General features: G+C 42.8%; 20 protein-coding genes. 10 read left to right on the top strand and 10 right to left on the bottom strand.

The window, feature by feature from the left end:
• Positions 1 to 102: 102 nt before the first annotated feature.
• Positions 103 to 1,119: a Bro-N domain-containing protein gene (locus ABIS22_02980; protein ID MEO7740854.1), complete on the bottom strand. Its 1,017-nt coding sequence runs from the start codon at positions 1,117 to 1,119 to the stop codon at positions 103 to 105.
• Entirely contained in the window at positions 1,112 to 2,002 is an 891-nt protein-coding gene (locus tag ABIS22_02975; protein MEO7740853.1) for an IS1595 family transposase, read from the bottom strand. Before ABIS22_02975 ends, ABIS22_02980 begins: the two co-directional genes overlap by 8 nt.
• A gap of 125 nt (positions 2,003 to 2,127) precedes the next feature.
• Between ABIS22_02975 and ABIS22_02970 the strand changes: the two genes are divergently transcribed.
• On the top strand, positions 2,128 to 2,733 hold the full coding sequence (locus tag ABIS22_02970) for a nuclease-related domain-containing protein (GenBank protein ID MEO7740852.1): 606 nt from the start codon (positions 2,128 to 2,130) through the stop codon (positions 2,731 to 2,733).
• 58 nt (positions 2,734 to 2,791) lie between these two features.
• Here the strand turns inward: ABIS22_02970 and ABIS22_02965 are convergent, their stop codons facing one another.
• The 6 genes from ABIS22_02965 to ABIS22_02940 all read right to left on the bottom strand — a co-directional run bounded on the left by ABIS22_02965 (position 2,792) and on the right by ABIS22_02940 (position 6,890).
• Positions 2,792 to 3,175, bottom strand: coding sequence for a hypothetical protein (locus ABIS22_02965; protein ID MEO7740851.1), 384 nt, complete (start codon positions 3,173 to 3,175; stop codon positions 2,792 to 2,794).
• Positions 3,176 to 3,233: 58 nt separating this feature from the next.
• A complete protein-coding gene (locus ABIS22_02960; GenBank protein MEO7740850.1) occupies positions 3,234 to 3,446 on the bottom strand; it encodes an HVA1 family protein in 213 nt (70 codons plus the stop codon).
• Entirely contained in the window at positions 3,443 to 4,843 is a 1,401-nt protein-coding gene (locus ABIS22_02955) for a deoxyribodipyrimidine photo-lyase (GenBank protein MEO7740849.1), read from the bottom strand. The genes ABIS22_02960 and ABIS22_02955 overlap by 4 nt, the downstream gene beginning before the upstream one ends.
• A 73-nt stretch (positions 4,844 to 4,916) precedes the next feature.
• Positions 4,917 to 5,591, bottom strand: a complete 675-nt coding sequence (locus ABIS22_02950) for an NAD(P)-binding domain-containing protein (protein ID MEO7740848.1) — start codon at positions 5,589 to 5,591, stop codon at positions 4,917 to 4,919.
• On the bottom strand, positions 5,545 to 6,597 hold the full coding sequence (locus tag ABIS22_02945) for an LLM class flavin-dependent oxidoreductase (protein MEO7740847.1): 1,053 nt from the start codon (positions 6,595 to 6,597) through the stop codon (positions 5,545 to 5,547). Before ABIS22_02945 ends, ABIS22_02950 begins: the two co-directional genes overlap by 47 nt.
• Positions 6,598 to 6,608: 11 nt before the next feature.
• Positions 6,609 to 6,890 (bottom strand): metalloregulator ArsR/SmtB family transcription factor, encoded by a 282-nt coding sequence (locus ABIS22_02940; protein ID MEO7740846.1) that lies wholly within the window; start codon positions 6,888 to 6,890, stop codon positions 6,609 to 6,611.
• Between the two features lie 186 nt (positions 6,891 to 7,076).
• Here ABIS22_02940 and ABIS22_02935 point away from each other — a divergent pair, with 186 nt between their 5' ends.
• Together ABIS22_02935 and ABIS22_02930 are read left to right on the top strand one after the other, a co-directional pair.
• Positions 7,077 to 8,126: a cadmium-containing carbonic anhydrase gene (locus ABIS22_02935; GenBank protein MEO7740845.1), complete on the top strand. Its 1,050-nt coding sequence runs from the start codon at positions 7,077 to 7,079 to the stop codon at positions 8,124 to 8,126.
• Between the two features lie 148 nt (positions 8,127 to 8,274).
• A complete protein-coding gene (locus ABIS22_02930) occupies positions 8,275 to 8,841 on the top strand; it encodes a hypothetical protein (protein ID MEO7740844.1) in 567 nt (188 codons plus the stop codon).
• A gap of 6 nt (positions 8,842 to 8,847) precedes the next feature.
• Here ABIS22_02930 and ABIS22_02925 read toward each other — a convergent pair whose 3' ends face one another.
• Both ABIS22_02925 and ABIS22_02920 read right to left on the bottom strand, forming a co-directional pair.
• A complete protein-coding gene (locus ABIS22_02925; GenBank protein ID MEO7740843.1) occupies positions 8,848 to 9,531 on the bottom strand; it encodes a hypothetical protein in 684 nt (227 codons plus the stop codon).
• A 112-nt stretch (positions 9,532 to 9,643) separates the two neighbouring features.
• Complete coding sequence (locus ABIS22_02920) at positions 9,644 to 12,712, bottom strand: hypothetical protein (GenBank protein MEO7740842.1); 3,069 nt, start codon at positions 12,710 to 12,712, stop codon at positions 9,644 to 9,646.
• A 293-nt stretch (positions 12,713 to 13,005) separates the two neighbouring features.
• On the opposite strand from ABIS22_02920, the gene ABIS22_02915 reads away from it, so the two are divergent.
• From ABIS22_02915 to ABIS22_02885, 7 genes are read left to right on the top strand one after another with little or no spacing between them, the layout of a single operon-like run.
• A complete protein-coding gene (locus tag ABIS22_02915) occupies positions 13,006 to 13,848 on the top strand; it encodes a hypothetical protein (GenBank protein MEO7740841.1) in 843 nt (280 codons plus the stop codon).
• A 25-nt stretch (positions 13,849 to 13,873) separates the two neighbouring features.
• On the top strand, positions 13,874 to 14,779 hold the full coding sequence (locus ABIS22_02910) for a hypothetical protein (GenBank protein MEO7740840.1): 906 nt from the start codon (positions 13,874 to 13,876) through the stop codon (positions 14,777 to 14,779).
• Positions 14,776 to 15,294, top strand: a complete 519-nt coding sequence (locus tag ABIS22_02905; protein ID MEO7740839.1) for a hypothetical protein — start codon at positions 14,776 to 14,778, stop codon at positions 15,292 to 15,294. Before ABIS22_02910 ends, ABIS22_02905 begins: the two co-directional genes overlap by 4 nt.
• Complete coding sequence (locus tag ABIS22_02900) at positions 15,281 to 16,843, top strand: sodium-transporting two-sector ATPase (GenBank protein MEO7740838.1); 1,563 nt, start codon at positions 15,281 to 15,283, stop codon at positions 16,841 to 16,843. The genes ABIS22_02905 and ABIS22_02900 overlap by 14 nt, the downstream gene beginning before the upstream one ends.
• Entirely contained in the window at positions 16,844 to 17,710 is an 867-nt protein-coding gene (locus tag ABIS22_02895) for a F0F1 ATP synthase subunit gamma (protein MEO7740837.1), read from the top strand.
• A complete protein-coding gene (locus tag ABIS22_02890; protein ID MEO7740836.1) occupies positions 17,710 to 19,182 on the top strand; it encodes a F0F1 ATP synthase subunit beta in 1,473 nt (490 codons plus the stop codon). Before ABIS22_02895 ends, ABIS22_02890 begins: the two co-directional genes overlap by 1 nt.
• Positions 19,182 to 19,499, top strand: coding sequence for a hypothetical protein (locus ABIS22_02885; protein ID MEO7740835.1), 318 nt, complete (start codon positions 19,182 to 19,184; stop codon positions 19,497 to 19,499). Before ABIS22_02890 ends, ABIS22_02885 begins: the two co-directional genes overlap by 1 nt.
• Positions 19,500 to 19,502 lie beyond the last annotated feature (3 nt).

Raw genomic sequence — 19,502 nt, 5'->3', positions numbered from 1 at the left:
AACGCGGATTGCCTCCAGCGTTATAACGAGTAACTGCTTGCGTGACAATCATATTGCCGACAAACAGCAACACGATGCCGACAATATTGAGTGCAACGGCAATCACGCCGCGTCTTTTTCGGGTTTTGGTGCTTGGACAATCTGCTGGAGCGCCTTATCCATATCCATATCAATCTTGAGAGGTTTGTCGGCTGGGAGCGCCGGTTTTCTATCGTCAATCTTGACGCGCTCTGCTAGCTTCTTGGCATTGTTTAGCTTCTGTCTGTCCGTAAGGAAGTTTATAGGTGAAATAACTGACGTGCCACTTGCTTCCTCGATTTGTTTTCGTGCATTACCAGCGATGCCGCCACCTTCGGTTGCTGCTACACGATGCGCCGCCAGTCCAACTGGTTTTCTAGCTTTTACGATTTGCGTCGTAGCTTGTTCACCGAGTGTCATCAATGTCATTTCAATAGGCGTCATATGGTCACGCAAGTTCTGGCCAACAAGTCCCTTGAATGCTTTATGGTCATTTGTTGTAATACCTAATGCCTTAATCGATACCGCGTCAGTAAGAACGGCAATATGATGCGCCTTGTCCATGCCATATTCCTTCCATGCCGAAGTTAGAGCCATTCTACTAGCCTTATTACTGATACGATTCTCAATCCATTCATCAGAGTAGCCCTTTGCTTTGTAAAGCACTACGGCACGTTTAACAGCTAGGTCAGGATTTTCCATTTCCTGAATCCGCTCAAAGCCAACTTTCGCTAACCAGCGCTTGAAGGGTTCAGCTTTTTTGCTTGGGATCGATTGTACAAGCCTGAAAATACCTTCGATATTCATACATAGCATTCTTTGCGCGCCACCTAGTGTTTCAATTTCAAGCCGAAGGGGCGCGGCAAATTGCCCACCCCCTTTTTCCACAGGCTCAAGCAGTTTGGAAATCTCATCATCACCGCGACGACGCATATCACGAATATATCCAGCAGGGTCTTTAGAATCTGTAAGTCTTGCGATAACATCGTTAATAACAAGCCACCACTCGCCGTTGTAGTACACCTTTCGGACTTCTTGACCTTGAAATATATCTATCTTACTTTCACCCTCTAGTGGTGCTGGTAAACTTTTATTAACCATTGATCAACTCCTTATACCCAAGTCTTTTATTAATATTGCCAAACCAATCGTCGAACCGCTCGCCATCAGTCATTCTGCGTGTGTTATAGCGATACTCGGTCTCGCTGCAATACTTCTGCAAATGCTTCGGACTAACATGGTGGTACACGCCATAGACACTGCGCTTTAGCTGCGACCACACGTTTTCGATGTTCTGCGTGTATATACGCCCAATGACATACTGCTGTTCACTATGGTTGACGACTGCATGCTGATAGCCACGGTACGGCAGCGTTTTGTATGCTTGCCACTGGTCGCTATAAATCATCGAACCTTGTTTAACGTTTTCTTTGATTGTCGGTAACAGAATACGAGCGCCAGAACTTTTGACATGTTTGATAGTTGTACTGCCGTCACGTTCAACCATGCCAAAGACGACTTCTTTTCGCTTCGCTGGTTGGTATGCGCGGTTTTCGCTCTTGCCGCCAACGTATGTCTCGTCAATTTCAACTTCGCCGCCTAGCTTGTCGTAGCTGCCACTTTCGATAGCATAACGAATACGCTGCAACATGAACCATGCCGTCTTTTGTGTGATGCCGAGGTACTTGCTCAACTGGACAGAGCTGATGCCCTTTTTCAATGATGTGGCAAGATAGACCGCTAAGAACCATTTTTGAAGAGAGATTTTGCTATCCTCAAAGATAGTTCCTACGCGTACAGTGAACTGTTTCTTGCAGTCACCGCACTTGAACAGGCGACCGTTAGTGAACTTGTATGTTTTATAGCTACCGCAGTGGGGGCAGATCGGTTCGCCATCCCAGCGAGCTTGTTCGAGGTAGTCACGACAAACTTGTTCATCTCTGAACTTCTCGTAAAACTGTATTATTGATGAAACTTCTGCCATATCTATCCTTAGTATAGCTAACTAAGTTAGGTGTGTCAAGTATATAATTGCCTAAGCAATATATTGACTTATGTAAATATTTATGTTATTTTAACTATTAGTATCTATAATAAACAAAAACATATATGAAATCATTATTTCGCACACCACATAATATAAATAAGATCTCCTACTTCGCTGATATTGATGAGCGATACGTGGAACTGCAATTAACGAAAAGCTTTCCCGCTGGAGACTATGCTGTGCTGAACGATATTCTATTGCCATACGATGGCCGTATAGGTTCGTCACAAATAGATCATATTGTTGTCTCGCTTTATGGTATTTTTTGCATAGAAACAAAATCCCATTTAGGTTGGATATATGCATCAAAAGTTAGAAAATTGTTTACGCAAGTTTTGTTTAAAAGTAGATTTAACATTCAGCCAAATCCAGTAGAGCAAAACAACGCCCATATTAAAGCATTGCTTGCGGTACTTGGCAGTAAAGTAAAGTCACCAATCGTAAACGTAGTTGTTTTTCCGTCAGCAGGTAAATTCTTTATAGATGGATACGATAACATTGGCTCAATGAACGATCTCATCAATACGATCACTGGATATGATCAAAAGGTTTATCGCTATAGTGAAGCAAAGACTATCATTGAAACGATTAGTAAGTGTAATATGAAGCACGCTGCTGCTCGTGGATACCATGCGCACGCGGTGAATGCATTATACGCACATAAGTAATGGGTATAATTCCCAAACAGAACACTTTTAGGCCTGAAAACAGTATCAATTAAAGAGGCTACTCAGTGTAGAATAAGGCAACGGCCGCTAGAGCTAGCCCAATATCCCTGAAAGTAATAAAAAACGTAGGGAGATTGAAGACCGTCAGGCCAACTAGAAAAGCGATAGCTGCCAGTGCGCAAAACTTAATTTGTATCTTAAATAGTAAAAACACAACCAGTACTAATTGGGCTACAGATAGTATATCGAGTGCAAGCTTAGCGTTAATGAAGTTTGCGCTAAAGCTCGGAATGTAAGCGACCCAAGCTTCTGGCTCTAGTAGTGCATCGATTGCGGCATAGGCGAATGTAAAAGCCAACCCTAATCGTAAAAACAAGGAAATAAGTTTTATATTTGGAGCAGGGACTGCGGAAGCAGTTGAACGGTTTGATGTTTTAATCATGATCTTAGTATACTGCTAAAGCTTAATAATATTAACAAAATAGAATGATGACGTATTCTTATTTTCTTAATTCTTGTACCTCATGTTGAAGCTTTAAAACCAAAGAACCATTGCTGTGCATAATTACCAACGCAGGATCTTCCATTGTTCCATTTCGTACTATTAGTTTACCCTTACTGATGATTTCATGGCGGTTAGGATGTATCTCTTTAATCACACCTGTCGTGAGTGATCCTATCCAGAGCCAACCTACTTCTGAACCAACTTTCATGGGAGTAGTTTAATCCGATGGATGTATTTGTCGACATCATATTTGCGTCGTAGACCGGCTGCATTCATAAAACGGATCTTTCCAAATACAGTTCGCTCGAACCATGGACGATCATGGAGACCAGCGATTGACCAAAGTATTCCCACATAACCGTTAGGGTCACCACCATCTATAGAATATTTATCGTTAAGGTAGACCGCGGTTTTTATTGCTGCGGCAGGTGATGTTGACCATTCAAGAATCTTCTTCGCCCAGTACATTCGTAGGTAACCGTGCATTTTACCTGTTTTCATCATTTCCATTTGTGCGGCATTCCATATATCATCATGCGTTTTGCATGCCTCCCAGTCACCAAGCTCATATACATGCTCTCGAGGATCGGCCAGGTGACTTTTAAGAGAGTCTATCGCCCATGCAGGCGCACCTTCGATTGAGTCATAGTTTTCGTTATAAAAACAGAAATTATCAGATAGTTCTTTTCTAACAATCATCTCTTCAAGGAGCGCGTTCATACCATCAATCGCACTTGTGACACCACTACCTTGTGCAAGTTTATTCATCTCAAATAGTAATGGGGGTTGTTTTACTTGGGCCATTGTTTCAATTGCCACCCGTAGCGATGAAATTTGACCAAAGTGAAGGTATGGGCTAAGTCCACTTTGATGGTCATTGACGATATCATTTCTAAGAAGAGCATATTGATCTAAGTCTTTTTCTAGAAATTTTTCTAAATGTTTTCGCGCTGCCTTTTCACCAGACTTATGGCTAATAGTAATACCTGAGGCTGGTATTGTATCTATAAATGCAAGTGCTTTATCGAAACTCATATTATCAAGTTGGTTTGCACTAAAAGGATGCTGCTTGATTGGTGCGGGTGCAACAAGGAACTTACTTAAATGTTGGTGTACCTTTCTCCTTATAGTGTGCGCAGCAAACTCCTGCTTGTTCGAAGTAACCCATAAGGGGATACTATTATGCGTATCGACAACTGTGACTGGGCAGTTCACCTTGCCTGCAATCTGTTTTATTGTTGCGCGGGCATATCTTAAAGGGCTAAAATCAAAAAATAATGCTCCACAATTAACCCCTTTTACGATACTCGTAACGGCTTCCGTTGCGTTGCCACTGCGCATAATAAAAGATATATTATGTGATTGAAGATCTGCCGCAACCTCTTTAAGCCCATCTAGCATAAATACATAGTGTTCGCGGCTTCGTGAGTGTTTTAGTTGGAGTACAAATAATACATAGAGGGGCACTTTTTCGGTGATCGCAAGCTCCTGTGCGGCTAGAAGTGCATGGTTGTCTTGCACTCTCTGGTCACGAGACATAACGTAAACTACCGAGTCACCTTTAAACTGCCCGTTCTTTATTATAAGTTTCCGCACGTCTGTCATTAACCTTATTATAGCAAGCTAGATGTACGCCTTCATAGTGTGGGTGAAACTGCTGCTTAAATAAGAACTTTAATTAAGTCTTCTTCTTTTTTAATTTTAAAATTTCATCTTTTGTGACACTAGAGCCAAAGAGTGGGTTTCCAGGCTCGAGTAACTGACTAGTAGACAAGTCACCAATAACAACAGGATCAAAACCAATACCATCTACTAGTTGAGATATTGATGTATTATCGGCGATATTATTCCCGGCGATGGCCATTGCTTTTCGATCTCGGGTACCTTTTGGCCGAGCGTCATCGAGTAGATTATGGTAGCCAATGTGGCTAAAAGCCTTCACTACTCGTGAGCTAGTCAGAAAGTCCTGCACCATCTCACTCGATGAGTCAGATAACTGAAGATCTGGCATATCACCATCAACTTCCCACCAGTAGTTCATAGCATCAATTACTAATTTATTTTTTAATGCCGATACATCGAGGTTCTTATATTTACTAAGAGGCAAGGCGAGTATGACGATATCAGCTTTGGTGATTGCCTGCATACCAGAAACAGCTATAGCACCGGGAGTTATAACTTTTACTGTCAAAGCGATCTTTTCTGGATCACCAGAACCTGCAATATAGACTGCGTACCCAGCCTTAACAGTTAACTGGGCAATTACGACGCCAAGCTTGCCAGCACCCAAAATTCCGATAACAGGTTTATTCACTAAGTAGCTCGCGAACACGTGGAATAACTTTTGTTCCATATAACTCAATCATATGAAGGCGAGCACTTGCTGGCATTGGGCCACCACCATATACAAGGTCAAATCGTGTAACTCCAAGTGTTTTTATTGTCTTTGCTATTTTCTTTGCGACTGTTTCAGGCGATCCAATATATAGCGAACCATGTTCGATCTCATCATCAAAATGTTTTCGTTCAACTGGTGGCCATCCACGTGTTCGCCCGATGCGGTCGAAGTTAACTTTGTGAGCTGGCCATGCGATATCTCGAGCCTCTTTATCCGTATCTGCTATAAACCCAGGAGAATGTATGCCAACTTCGTTACTACTAGTACCCATTTCTTTAGCCGCTTGGCGGTAAAGCTCAACATACGGCACGAAGCGTTCTGGGGAGCCACCAATAACGGCAAGCATTAGAGGAAAACCATATTTAGCAGCTCGTACGACTGACTGAGGAGAGCCCCCGACACCGATCGATGTATGAATGCGGCCAGATTCTGTTTTTGGAAAAATATCTGCACGATTTAGTGCTGCACGTGTCGTACCTTCCCATGTGACCGGCTCTTCTTTGATAATCTCAGCAAACAGCTCGACTCGCTCTTCGAATAAAACTTCGTAATCTTTTAAATTGAAGCCAAAAAGTGGAAAGGATTCAGTAAAAGAACCACGTCCAAGAATAACCTGTGCTCGACCATTGGAAAGCGCATCAAGCGTAGCAAATCTCTCAAAGACTCTTACAGGATCATCCGAGCTTAGTACTGTGACACCAGAAGCAAGTTTAATATTTTTCGTTTTTGTAGCGATACCTGCGAGTACTGTTTCCGGGCTACTGATTGAAAAGTCAGCACGGTGATGTTCGCCAAGCGCAATAACATCAATACCTAGTTTGTCAGCTAAGACCGCCTCATCAACAACTTGGCGAATAGCAGCAGCGTGGGTCATTAGTTTTCCGTCATTACCTCGTGGAATATCACCAAAGGAGTCGAGACCAAATAGTATGTGTTTATCGTTTGATGTAGTTTTTTTCATGAAGATCTCCTTTAAAGTTTTGTTGGATCGATGCCGATGGAGCGTAGAAGATCGGTATTAAGTCGATAGTATTTTTCAGTTCCAGATTTACGCCCAAGTAAGACGCCAGCTTGAACGAGCTTTGAAAAGTGATGACTTAATGTCGGCTGTGCTAGTTTTAGTACCTCACTGCAACCACTAATGAGCTCACTTCCAGCAACTTCATCTCCTTGACTAACAAGTTTACGTACAAGTGCGAGACGAGTATCGTCGGCAAGACTTTTTAATATATCGGCAGTTGTTGGTTTACTCATACGTTCAATTATATAGATATATCTAAATATTTCAATATACTATCTATAAATGAAAAATTCATAGTAAATGGTCTGTTTTGTATGGGTTTACTTTTGTTTTATGTTGGCGTATAAATTAATTAAGTAAGTCACAAAAAAATATAAAAAGTTAGGGACATTATAGTGAAGGAAAAAGAGGTATATAGTATGCCAGACGAAACTCTTGAGTATGATAAAACTATCGAAGTTGCATGTATTACTGAGAAGGGTCTTGGTTTTGGCGAAGGCTCGATTAGCGTCAATAAGCGTATCGAGTCTGGCGAGCTTAGTGCAGATGAGCTGCGAACGGGAATCGATATTATTAAAAATGCCGACGGTGTTTTTGTATCAGTAGATGCCGATGCAGATGATGATGGCTGCGGTGATGGGAGACAAGCGGCACGGGTCTTTCGTATAAATAAAGAGACAGGTCTAACTGAGGAGTTCAACGCCTCTAGGCGACGTGCAAAGGTATTTGGTGGCGGTCTTGTTGTCGCATCAAGTATGTGGAGGGCAATTAACGGTCCAGCACAGCACCAAGAAACAGTGTATGGTGACCGTGCCTATATTGCAGATAAACTTGAGAAATTACATATCAGTTTTGGAGCTCATACAGATAGCCATGCAAGTGGTGATAACTGCGGCTGCGGTGCTATTGATAAGTACCCACTCATTACACAGAATATTTTGACACATCGATCTTCAATTGAGGCAACTCTTCAGGTCCTATATGGAGATTCATACGAAGAAAATAAAGAATTCATTGATAAGGTTTTTGCTACCTATGACGTCGTTGTAGATGATGAGAACTATTTTTCAAATGCTGCTGGTAGTAAAACCATGGGCCTCATTGAAGAAAGTGGTGCTGTTGTTAAAGAACTGGCAGACCATCATCTTGAAGCATACGTTGTTCTCAATGATATCGACGGCACAACACTTGATCAGCGAGCTCTCGATATTAAGTTCAGTCAGGCTGGAATTCGTTCTGAGCTACAGGTGTTCGTTGTGGATATATGGCGTGGTCGTATGTACTCCGACGCGATGGCTCAACTTGCAGCTGAAGTCATTCCAGAAACAAACTTTGAAGAAGCGCGGGCAACTGCATATGCTGACTTTCTGATCCGTACACTTGCTGTCTCATCGACGCTTACTGCTGGTGATCAGCCAGTACTTGCGAGAATGCAGCCAACCAAAAGTGACTTCTCACTAGCGGCTTGAAATAGAGCAATCAGCTTACCGGGTAATAAATGATACACACGAATAACATAGGGGTATTGTGATTGATGAAGCCATGCCCCTTATGCTATGATAAGGCAAGTAAGAATAGGTAATTGGAGAAACAGAGATGATGGACGGAGGGTTACGAGTGCCACGACCGGCAGAGAGAGGTGCTATTGAAAGACCAGAACCGACTCGTCGGCAACCCGAAGGGCTGCAGTCTTTTAGTGAAACTCCCGAAGTCCCGCAAAGACCATCTGCGCCACGTCACTCCCCAAAGAAGGAGAAATCAGTGAAACGTTTCTTGTTACCTATCATCATTGGCCTAGTCCTTGTCATTATAGGCATAACAGGTTGGTTTCTATGGTCAAACAACACACAATCTACCAGTACCGCAATCGACAGTAGCAAATACCAAGCTGTATTCTTTACAAATGGCCAGGTCTACTTTGGTAAACTACAGTCATTTAATAGCGACTATTTAAAGCTAACCGATATCTATTATTTACAGACTCAGACAGCAACTGGGGCAGATTCTAAAAACCCTCAGCAGACTTCGACAGACCAAAGCAACGTCCAGCTTATAAAGCTCGGTGACGAAATCCATGGTCCAGAGGATCAAATGATTATTGCAAAAAGCCAACTACTATTCTATGAAAACCTCAAAACTGATGGCAAAGTTGCCCAGTCAATTGATAAATATAAAAAACCGTAGTCGTTACTAACTAAGTGACTTTGCGTACTTTATCCAACTAGCGTCAGTAATCTTTTCTTGAGATTTCACCAGTATTAAGATGCCATTTTTCGTAAAAATAATAGACTGCGGGCCTTTCGCAGATGTTCCGATGTATACCGTTGTTCCGCTGGCGTCAACTTTTGTTGTTGCATTGAACTTTTTCGCAAGCTCGGCAACTTTACTGTCGACATCACCCTCAAATGATTTTGGGAGTGGTTGTTGACTGACGCTGACTGCGATACCGTCTATGGCATCGATATATGCATAGACAGGGTCACTATCTGGGGGGCTCACTCTCTTCCACCCGCCAAGCGTATTAATTGTTTTACCTACCGGTAGAACTGTTTGATACTCAAGATTTTCAATGATTTTATTAGCATCAGCAGTAGTAGGACTTTTTGTCACGTTATGTCCGTACATCGAAGAACCAATAACAAGTGAGCAAATTATCACAGTAGCCCCAATGCCTGCTATAACAATAGACTTCCTAGTAATGAGCACCTTTCGAACCTGCGATAGGGGTACTCTTTTTTGTTGCTTGGTAGCGACTATTTTTTCAGCTGGCTTTGTGTGTTTTGCTGAGTGAGTATTAATAGACTCAGAGCCACGTTGTGGCACGTTGAGTTTTGGTCGTCCCTCGTCGTATCTCTTAGATTTTTTAAACTCCATTGCGATATACCCAGCTTATTTGAATAATGATTCTTGCTTGAAACCAACTAAAAACCATCACGTAACTACTGTGGATAGTTTAGCATAACAGGGATGGCTCGCCAATAGAGGTCTAGTGGTTACTGTAGATGAAACTAAGGTTACTAATGTAGGCATTAGCGTCTGTATTACTTGTGAGATTGATTCTAATAACAATGCTATCACCCGCTACAAAACCACAGTTTGATGGATCAGAACTACCAGTCGCGACAGCAGTTTGCCAAGCAGTCTGAACGCCAGATGATACAGGTACGGCTGAACCACAGGCTGTTAATCCTGATGAGTGGTTACGATACACTTGGTAGGTAACGCCAGAATTAGTGCTGTCGGTACGTCCAAGAACTGAGGTTGACTCAGGAACAAATTCTTTAAAGGTTGATGACAACTGGTATGTCACAAAGATGCTGCGAGTCTGAGTGGTTGCTTCTGACGAAGTCCACTTGTAGAAGTTATATGTCTCATTGGTCCCACAAATTGTTGGCTGAGAAGAGCTACCGTCATTTATGTTTAGTGAGTCAGAACATAAGTCAGATGTCATGGTACCTATACCTGTGTCATGGGTGACAGCATTTGTATACTGCGGGCTCTGTGTAATAAATGTATCAGGACTTGCACCACAGGCACCCCAACCAGCAGCCTCATAGCACTGAAGTTTGCCGAGTGTGGTGTCGTAGTACATGCTACCAAGAAGTGCATTGCTGTCTGATGCTGTAGGTGCTGCAGCTGCTTTATCAACAGTAAATAATGTTGTTTGGTCTCCGCCTGCTCCACTGCCGATTTGAACATTTGGATTACTACTTATCGCAAGTGTTAATGAGAAGCTATCAACAAGATAGGTTCTGGCACTTGCAGGGCTTGTCGCCTGGGTAAAGTAGACGTATGGGTTTGTAACTGGTGTAGTGCCAGTGGTGAAATCACAGGTTATTTGTGTCCAGCCTGTCGTCACAACGGTTTGAGTATTGTAGTTACTACAATCGACGAATGTTGTCCCATTGTCAGGTGAGTATCGCACAGTGAAATCAGTAAAGGCACTACCTGTTGCAAGTTTTGCATACACTGACGTGCGGTAATGTGTGCTGACGAGCGGTTTAACAAATAGTTTATTTTTTACTCCATTGCCAGCGGTAGTTCCTGCAGTAACCTCGGCACTGTCACTTGCCTCCTGGCCATCGGTAGTAATACGTGCAGTAGATGCACTTCCAGCTGCTGGCCAGTTCGTGCTGAAATTGACACCATCGTGTACATTTCCATCTGTTTGATGATCCGCATTGTTACTATTAACTGAGAATAATGTCGTACTACTTGCATTCTTAACCTCAAGTAGCGCATCGTTAACTGGATTAGTATTACTATCCTGAATACTGATACCTTGAGTGGCAGAGTCACCGCTATTACTTAGTGTGAGGCTACTCCCGCTATCAGTCTGTGGGGTATTATTGTATGCATCCTGTAGCGTCGTAGAGCTAGAAGTGTTCGCCGAAGTCCAGGCAGAGCCATTCCATAGCACTGTCGCAGTTGTGTTTTGACGTAGTGTTATTTGGTTACCAGCACCGCCACCGTTAACTGACAGTGTAAAATCCTTAGACCCACTAGCGGCCATAATATACATGATTCGTCCAGCAGTTGTGATTGTTGGATTTGGAAGTGTCGCTGTTTTGCCATCGGCACTGAAGCCGACAAGTACTGCTGAGGAATTATTAACACTGCTTGCAGTAATTGTACAACTACTTGCAACGGCCGCGCCGCTTGTATAACAGTTTGCATCATTTGTCACAGTTGAGAAAGTTGGAGTAGTAAGTACAACGAGTCCATTGCTACCAGAACCGCTACCACTACCACCTGCAATCGTTACGTTGCCACCGTTGGCATTGCCTGTTGTTGCATTACCACCCTGAACATTGAGTGATCCACCCGCGACGGCAGTTGCAGAACTATTTGTACCTTGCAGAGTTGAGTCGGTTGGTGCAGCTGACATAACTCCGTTTCCGAAATAAACAGTGTTGGTCGTATCAGAGAATGTCGCACGAGTTGTTCCATTGGTTTCAATAGTGACAGCATTCTTAGCCTGAATTTTTGTCGTACCAGCAGCCGCAGACCCACCAGAACCAACCGTTACATTTGATACGCTTCCAGCAGTGTTATTGGTTCCAATGCTAATATCTTGAGTGCGAGAGCCAGTAGTGCTACCAATTGTTATTGAGCTAGCATTAGTTTCACCAATCGCGATCGAGCCATCTGAACCTGTACCAGTTTTTACACCTGCGTCAATTTGTACGTCGCCACCATTACCATTGGTGCCGCCAGCTGCTCCACCTTGAAGTACCAAGTTTCCTCCATCTGCTCCGGAGCCAGATCCACCACCACCTGCTACGACTGATAGTTGACGACCAGTTGTATTTGCATCAGCGTCAGTGATTGAGATTGATTTATTTGCGTTATTACCGAGCGCTATATCTCCAGTATTTGAGACAGTGAAAATATCTACTGCTGTATTTTGAAGTTGAATCAAGTTACCAGTACTTGTTTTGTTTATAAAAATACTACTCGTGTTAGTACTAGCATCAGTTTGAATACCTTGACCAAGCTGCACGAAGTTGTCTGCAGTTTTGCCACCAACAGCACCTGAATTGAGAGAGAATGGGGTAGCGGTGATGCGTTTCATCGGGAGCATTTCGCCATCAGCTGCACATGGCGCAGTACCAAAAGTGGTACATGCCGCCGCTTTTCCTGCGACATTCATAGATAAGAACAGTGTATCTTGGTTCCAGTCAACACTTGTACCGAATGGATTAACCGATCCAAGGGTGACTGAGAAGAACCCATTTTTTACATCGACGCCATCAATCCCGCCATTATTGTTGTATGTTTCAGTCCACTTCAAAGTTCCACCAGGGTTGCCCGCAGTTGCTCCCGTGCCGTCCTGGTAGATTTTGAACTGCATATTGTAGTGACCATCAGCAACCACAGCACCTGCTGCGGTCATAAGTCGTCCCTGGAAGCTAATCGTTTTGCTTATACCAGGCGCTGCGTGTGTAACACTAGCAAATAATAGCGTTGTGATTAACGCTACGATCATCAACATTACCGCTACAAATCGTAGGGAACGAAGACGTCCAATACCAGTGGGGAGGTGGCACCACATTTCTACATTTTATTTCTACATCTGTGAGATGTGAGTAATATGTTTATTTCACTTAGATGTGTGGTGCCATCAAAAAGCTTGGGACTATTGTAGCATAAGCACAAAAGCATAACAACATTTTAGGGCCATTATTAAGTAGCTTTCTACTACAGTTAGATGTCATGTGTTTTTGAGAGTCAAATTGATACATTTTTGTTTGATCATCACGCACAGTAAACCGGCCAGAAATGCATTGAGGTTATGGTATAATAAGCCGTAAGTGCATCAGCGTTGAGTATGGAGATAAACAAACAGTGAGAGTATCGCGAATTATTGTGAGTATGGCGGTTATGGTCGGTCTGACCATCGTCGCTACTTTGCCAGTACTCGCGGATAATTACGGAGGTGGAAGCGTCCAGGGCTATGCGTCTGATAAACCTCTTGATAACGGTACAATTGTCCAGCTAACTGGCAAAGATTCAAACCGTGTCAAAATTGTTGGTCAAAAAGAACTTCAAAACATGTTTGGCGTAACTGTTGATCGTACTCAGCTACCCTTAACCTTGACGAACGAAGGCATTGAAAATGAGACATTTGTCGCCGTATCTGGAACATACAACGTCTTGGTAAGTAATCAGGCTGGTCCGATTGCAGTTGGTGATTATCTAACGTTATCATCAATAGATGGTGTTGCCATGAAGGCAGGTACTGAAGAAAAAACAGTGTTTGGTCGAACGGCAGGTTCTTTTGATGGTAAGGGTGTTAACTTGGGCACAACTACACTCAAAGACACATCTGGTAACACAACCAAAACTGTGACCTTGGGTTCAATCCCGGTTACTATCGATATTAAACACAACCCAAACGACAAAAGCACGAAAGTAGACGTGCCAGATATCCTTGAAAGGATTGGTCAGGCAATTGCTGAAAAGCAGGTTAGCCCAATACGTATTTATCTTAGTATGGGTATTACGGCCGTTAGTATTATCGCTGCAATTGCCATTTTATATTCGGGGGTGCGTAATGGTGTTGTCTCAATCGGCCGTAATCCGATGTCAAAAAAGTCAATTTTCAGAGCATTAATCGAGATTATATTGACTAGTATATTAATTTTAATTATTGGCCTATTTGCGGTATATTTACTACTGAAGCTATGATGTACATTAAGGTGGGTTAACGAACATGGGATTATTTCAAAGCAAAAAACAATCGAAAAAAAAGTCGCCACAAGACGATGCTGCTGCTTTAGTATCCCAAGCCTTTGACGAAGAGTATCGAGAAGAGTTACGCCGTCAAGGTCATGAGTATTTTGAACAAATTATTAGCGAGAATGCTATAAGCTTCAAGCATGATCTTGATACGACGATCACTCAAGTCGGCGCAGATCTTAAAGAGTACATGACCAAACAGCTCGACGCAACAATTGCACATATCAATACTGAAATGACCAAACAGCTCGACGAGCGACTAACTGAATATGACCGCATAACAACAGACGCTCAAGATCTTGCAGTTCAGTCACTCAACCGTAATGCTCAAACGCTGTATAACAAATACCAGCAGTTGAGCCAAACCTTACAACAAAGCATTGCTAGCCAAGAAGTTATGATGATTGGTGTTTTTGAAGAAAACAAATCACGCATGACGACAACACAAAATGCACAAGAAGTTATTTTACAAGCACTCAAGGCTAGTGCGCAGGTCTCCCAAGAGCAATCGAAGCAGCTTACGACGTCACTTCAAAAAACCATCGTTGATCAACAAGCACTTCTCACAAAAGTATTTGAGGAAAATATGACCCGGGTGACGGCAACAAAAGAAGTTCAAGACACTGCACTTCAGTCTTTGAATAGTAGTGCAGAAGCTTTGAAGGAGCAATATAAACAGATGAGTGCAATGCTTGAAAATAGTGTCGTATCTCAAGAATCTATGCTGGTAACTGCTTTTGAAGATAATATGGCCCAAGTTATTGAGCACTACCTACTCGGTTCACTCGGCGATCAATATGACATTAAGGCACAATTACCTTCCATCATTAAGCAGATGGAGACGAGTAAGCAGGCGATTATGGATGACATGAAATTATGAGCGAATCAGTAGTGAAAACATACACTGACTTTGTACTTCCACTTAGTGTTATCAGTAAGGTTGATATATCACGTCTTTTAAATGAAATTGAACGACTCGATAACGAACTGACTGCAACAGTTGTTCGTACGAAGGCAGGGGTTTCCGAACATACCGATGCAACACCATCAGGACAATTGTCAGACTTTTTGGAACAGAATAAACTCACACTCGCTACTTCACGTGAGCGGAGTAATCTTATTAGTGAACTCCGTTTGCTAAAAGATAAAGTTCCTATTATTCATATGACATTTGCCGTACCAGCTGATCGTGAAAGTCTGGGTCAACTCGTTGGATGGCTTCGTTCGTCCGTACATCAACAGGCAGTTATTACAGTTGGTCTTCAGCCTGCCTTAATTGCTGGTGTGTATCTTAGGACACCAAACCACGTGCATGACTTTAGTCTCCGCGCTATGTTGGCTGGTGGTCACGGATTACTCGTTAAGGAATTGGAGATGCTTCGTGGAAGCAAATAAAATGTTTGAGAAACTAGTTGCTGACGGTAATCCGGTAGGAGAGATTATTGGTATCGACTCATTCATGGTGAGTATTAAAGGTCTTCAGCCAACAAACGTTCATGCGACCGTACGTTTCGAAAACGGTACCCGCGGATATGTCCACCAGGTACTTGAAGATCATGTTGTTGTGATGAAACTTGACGCAACGCCACTTCATACTGGTATGGTCTGTGTCATCGAAGCGCTTGATATTATGATTCCCGTTGGTAAGAACTTTATTGGCCGGGTTGTTAATGTATTTGGTGAACCGCTTGATGGCAAGGGCGAGATTGTTACTGACCAAGAATGGGATGTGTTCCACTCTGCGCCGATGCTTTATGAGCGCGAACTACTCGATACCCCTGTCGAGACAGGTGTCACAATTCTTGATCTTGAGTACTCACTTGCACGTGGACAGCGTATGGCGATGCTCGGAGATAGTAAAGTAGGTAAGACAGCACTAGCAGCGCAAGTTGCTATTAACCAGAAAAACAGTGACATCACAGTTATCTACGTGCTAATTGCCAAGCGTCAACATGACGTCGCAGAGCTTGTGAGTAACCTAGAAAGAAATGATGCACTCAAAAAGGCTGTTGTCGTTGTAAGTAACTCTTTTGAATCATTGATTCTCACCTACCTAGTGCCGTATGTTGGTGCTGCGCACGGTGAATACTTTTGGCATCAGTGTAATATGGATACACTCGTTATTTATGATGACCTGACAGCACACGCCCAGGCCTACCGTGAAATCTCCTTAATCGCAGGTGTCTCACCAGGACGTGATTCATACCCAGGTGACATGTTCTACACACACTCTAGCCTTTTGGAGCGTGGTGGCAAGACAGAGTCAAATCATGCAAGTCAAACACTTATCCCGATTGTTTATGCACCGGGTGGTGATATCACCGCCTACCTACCAACCAACATTATGTCTATTACGGATGGTCAATGGATTTTGGATGAAAAAATCTTTAAAGATACAATGCGTCCAGCAGTTAGTACGGCACTTTCCGTGACTCGCGTTGGTGGTGTTGGTCAAAATAAACGACAAAAAGGTTTTGCCGATAAACTTAACCTAACGCTCGCAGGCTATCGAACTGCAGAGGAGTACGCTCACTTTGGTACAGAACTAAGTCCTGACGCTCAGGCTAATTACGATAAAGGTAAGGTGCTGTTTAAATTGATGAATCAGGGAATTGGTGAAATCTATAGCTTTGCTGAACAACAATTCCTTATGAGTATTGTACTTGGGAGTACTCCTGAAGAAATTATTAATGTCGATATGCTAAAAGAAAAAGTGCATGAGTATGCTCCAAAACTACAAGAAGACAAGGATATGAAGGGCAATTATGAAGAGCTTGAAACGGCATTAAAAGCTGAAGTTACCACGATTGATGAGGTGAAGCGAGCAGCTATTGAGAAAGCGGCAAAGAACGAAATAGAGAAGAAGCGCCAAGCTGACGAAGCTGCCCAGGCGGAAGCACAAGCAAATACTCCAACACAACCTGTCAAAGAGGAGAAGAAGTAGATGCGTCGACCACTAGAGATTAAAGCAGAGGAAGCTTCTGTTCGTTCAGTAGTTAGCCTTACGTCTGCGCTTGAAACACTCAGTAGTATGCAAATCGCTAAAACAAAAAACAAGGTTTTGATTAGTAATCAGTTTTTTGATGAGGTCTGGAATATTTACAAACAAATTCGTGTAGACGTCATGTTCAACTATGGTCGAACAATCGACGACAAGCTTATCAATAAAGAACTTCTCATTCTAATTACCGCTAAAGGTGGTTTGAGCGGCGATATTGATAACCGCCTTATTCGAAAATTTATGGAACACTATGATGAGTCAAAGAATGACGTGCTTGTTATCGGACATCACGGGACACTTAAGCTTAAACAAGCACATGTTGATTATATGTACTATTTTGATCTGCCTGAGCATGATTACATCAACGTCGATCCCTTAATGGATATCACAAGAAAATACGCTAAAAGCCGCATCTTTTACCAAAACTATATATCACTCTCCCAGCAAGAAATCAAAGACGTTGATCTCAGCGACGTCGTGTCGAGTAAGGGGCGTGTTGCCGATCTCTCCACACTTGGTGCTAATATGGTGACTGAGAAGACATACATTTTCGAACCAAATTCATATGCCGTAGCTGCATATCTTGAGAATTCAATTTTACGCCTCACTATTTCTCAGTTTATTTACGATAGTCGCCTTGCCCAAGTTGCTAGTCGCTTTAAAGCTATGTCTGCTGCAAAGGAGCGATCAATTACTAATGCTGCTGAACTGCATACTGAGTACAACCGTGCAAAGCGTAGTCAGGTGGATACGAGGCTTAAAGAATCAATGGCAGGTCTCAAAAAATTACGTGCCGGGGGATCAAAATAATGAGTGAGCAAACAGTGTATAAAAAAGGCGTCATTAGAACCCTTAAGGGCCTTGTTATCAAAGTTCAATTTGATGAAGGGATGCCAGATCTTAATGAAATGCTGTATGTTGATAATGAGAAAAAATCACCACTTCTCGTTAGTAGCTTAACGAACGGTGACACAGCGGTCTGTTTGAATATTGGTGGTGACTACAGTATCCAAAAGGGTGAATCAGTCACAAGAAGCGGACACAGTCTTGAGATCCCAGTTGGCGAAGAAATGATCGGACGAGTGTGGGATGCGATGGGGCGCCCAATTGACGGCAAGCCACAGCTTGATCAAGCTGTACTCGATAAAATGACAAAGCGCCAGATTTTTTCACCAGCATTCACAGAAACAAGTCTGGAAAATCGTTCGGATGAAGTGCTCGAAACAGGGCTTAAAGTACTTGATTTCTTTACACCATTCGTCAAAGGTCGCAAGATTGGTATCGTCGGTGGTGCAGGTGTGGGTAAAACGGTCCTTACTATGGAAATTATCAACAACGTTGCGGTTGGTTCAGGTGCGATTAGTATGTTTGCTGGTATTGGTGAGCGTATTCGTGAAGGTCATGAACTTTATAAAACACTTGATGACAATGACCTACTTAAAACCACGGCAATGTTCTTTGGTCAGATGAATGAAAATCCTGTACAGCGTAGTCTCATTGGACTTAGTGCGATCACTCTTGCTGAGTATTTTCGTGATGATCTGAAAAAAGACGTGCTTCTATTTGCCGATAACATGTATCGTTATATTCAGGCAAAAAATGAGGTTTCAACTATTATTGACCAAACTCCTGCGGAGGGTGGATATCAACCAACAGTATTTTCAGATATTAAAACATTTCAGGACCGTCTATCCACAAACGTGAATGGGTCGATTACTGCGCTACAAACAATCTATGTACCAGCTGATGACCTTTCTGATCCAGCTGTGCAAATGATTCAGCACGAACTTGACTCGACCATTGTCCTTTCACGTGCTGTTGCCGCACAGGGTATCCGTCCTGCTGTAGATATTCTCGCTTCAAAATCGAGTCTTCTCACACCGGAAGTCGTAGGTGAGCGTCACTACGAACTCGCAACTAGAGCGACAGCCGTACTGCAAAAATATGAATCTCTCAAAGGCATTATTGCCATCATTGGTGAGTCTGAGCTTTCGACTGAAGACCGCGATGATTATAATAAAGCGAAGCAATTAATCGAATTCTTCAAACAGCGTTTTAATGTGATGGAAAAAGTGACAGGCGTCCCAGGCGAGCACATGACACGTGAGCAAACTCTCGATGGAGTTGAAGCGATTATTGGTAAAAGTGAGCCAAAAGTTAAGGTGGATGAAACCAAGCCGGGTGAAGATAAATCTGACAAGACTCCAGTAGAACAGAAAAGCGATACTAAGGAAGTCGATACTCCTCCTGTGGTACTAGAAACCAAGCCAGGGGAAAAATAATGGCAGATGAAGTGATAAATCCTGAAGTAGTCGAGTCAGAGTCGACCACACTTAAAGTACACGGCGGTAAGCCGACTATGGCGGTAAAGGTATATGCGCCATTCCAGGTATATTTTGAGGGTGATGCCTTTAGTGTCAGTGCGGTAAACACAACTGGGCCATTTGATATTCTTCCACATCATCACCAGTTCTTATCAATGCTTGTGCCGTGTAATCTTACGATTTTACCAGTCGAGGGTGAACAAAAAATTATTAAGATCCATAGGGCATTGGTGCACGTGAAAGCTGACCGTGTCGTTGTGTTCGTAGACGTTTAGGCA

Source organism: Candidatus Saccharimonadales bacterium, assembly GCA_039928925.1.
Taxonomy (GTDB): Bacteria; Patescibacteriota; Saccharimonadia; order Saccharimonadales; family Saccharimonadaceae; genus UBA6022.
The sequence above is the reverse complement of the archived record's forward strand: the minus strand, read 5'-3'. Positions and strand labels throughout refer to the sequence as shown.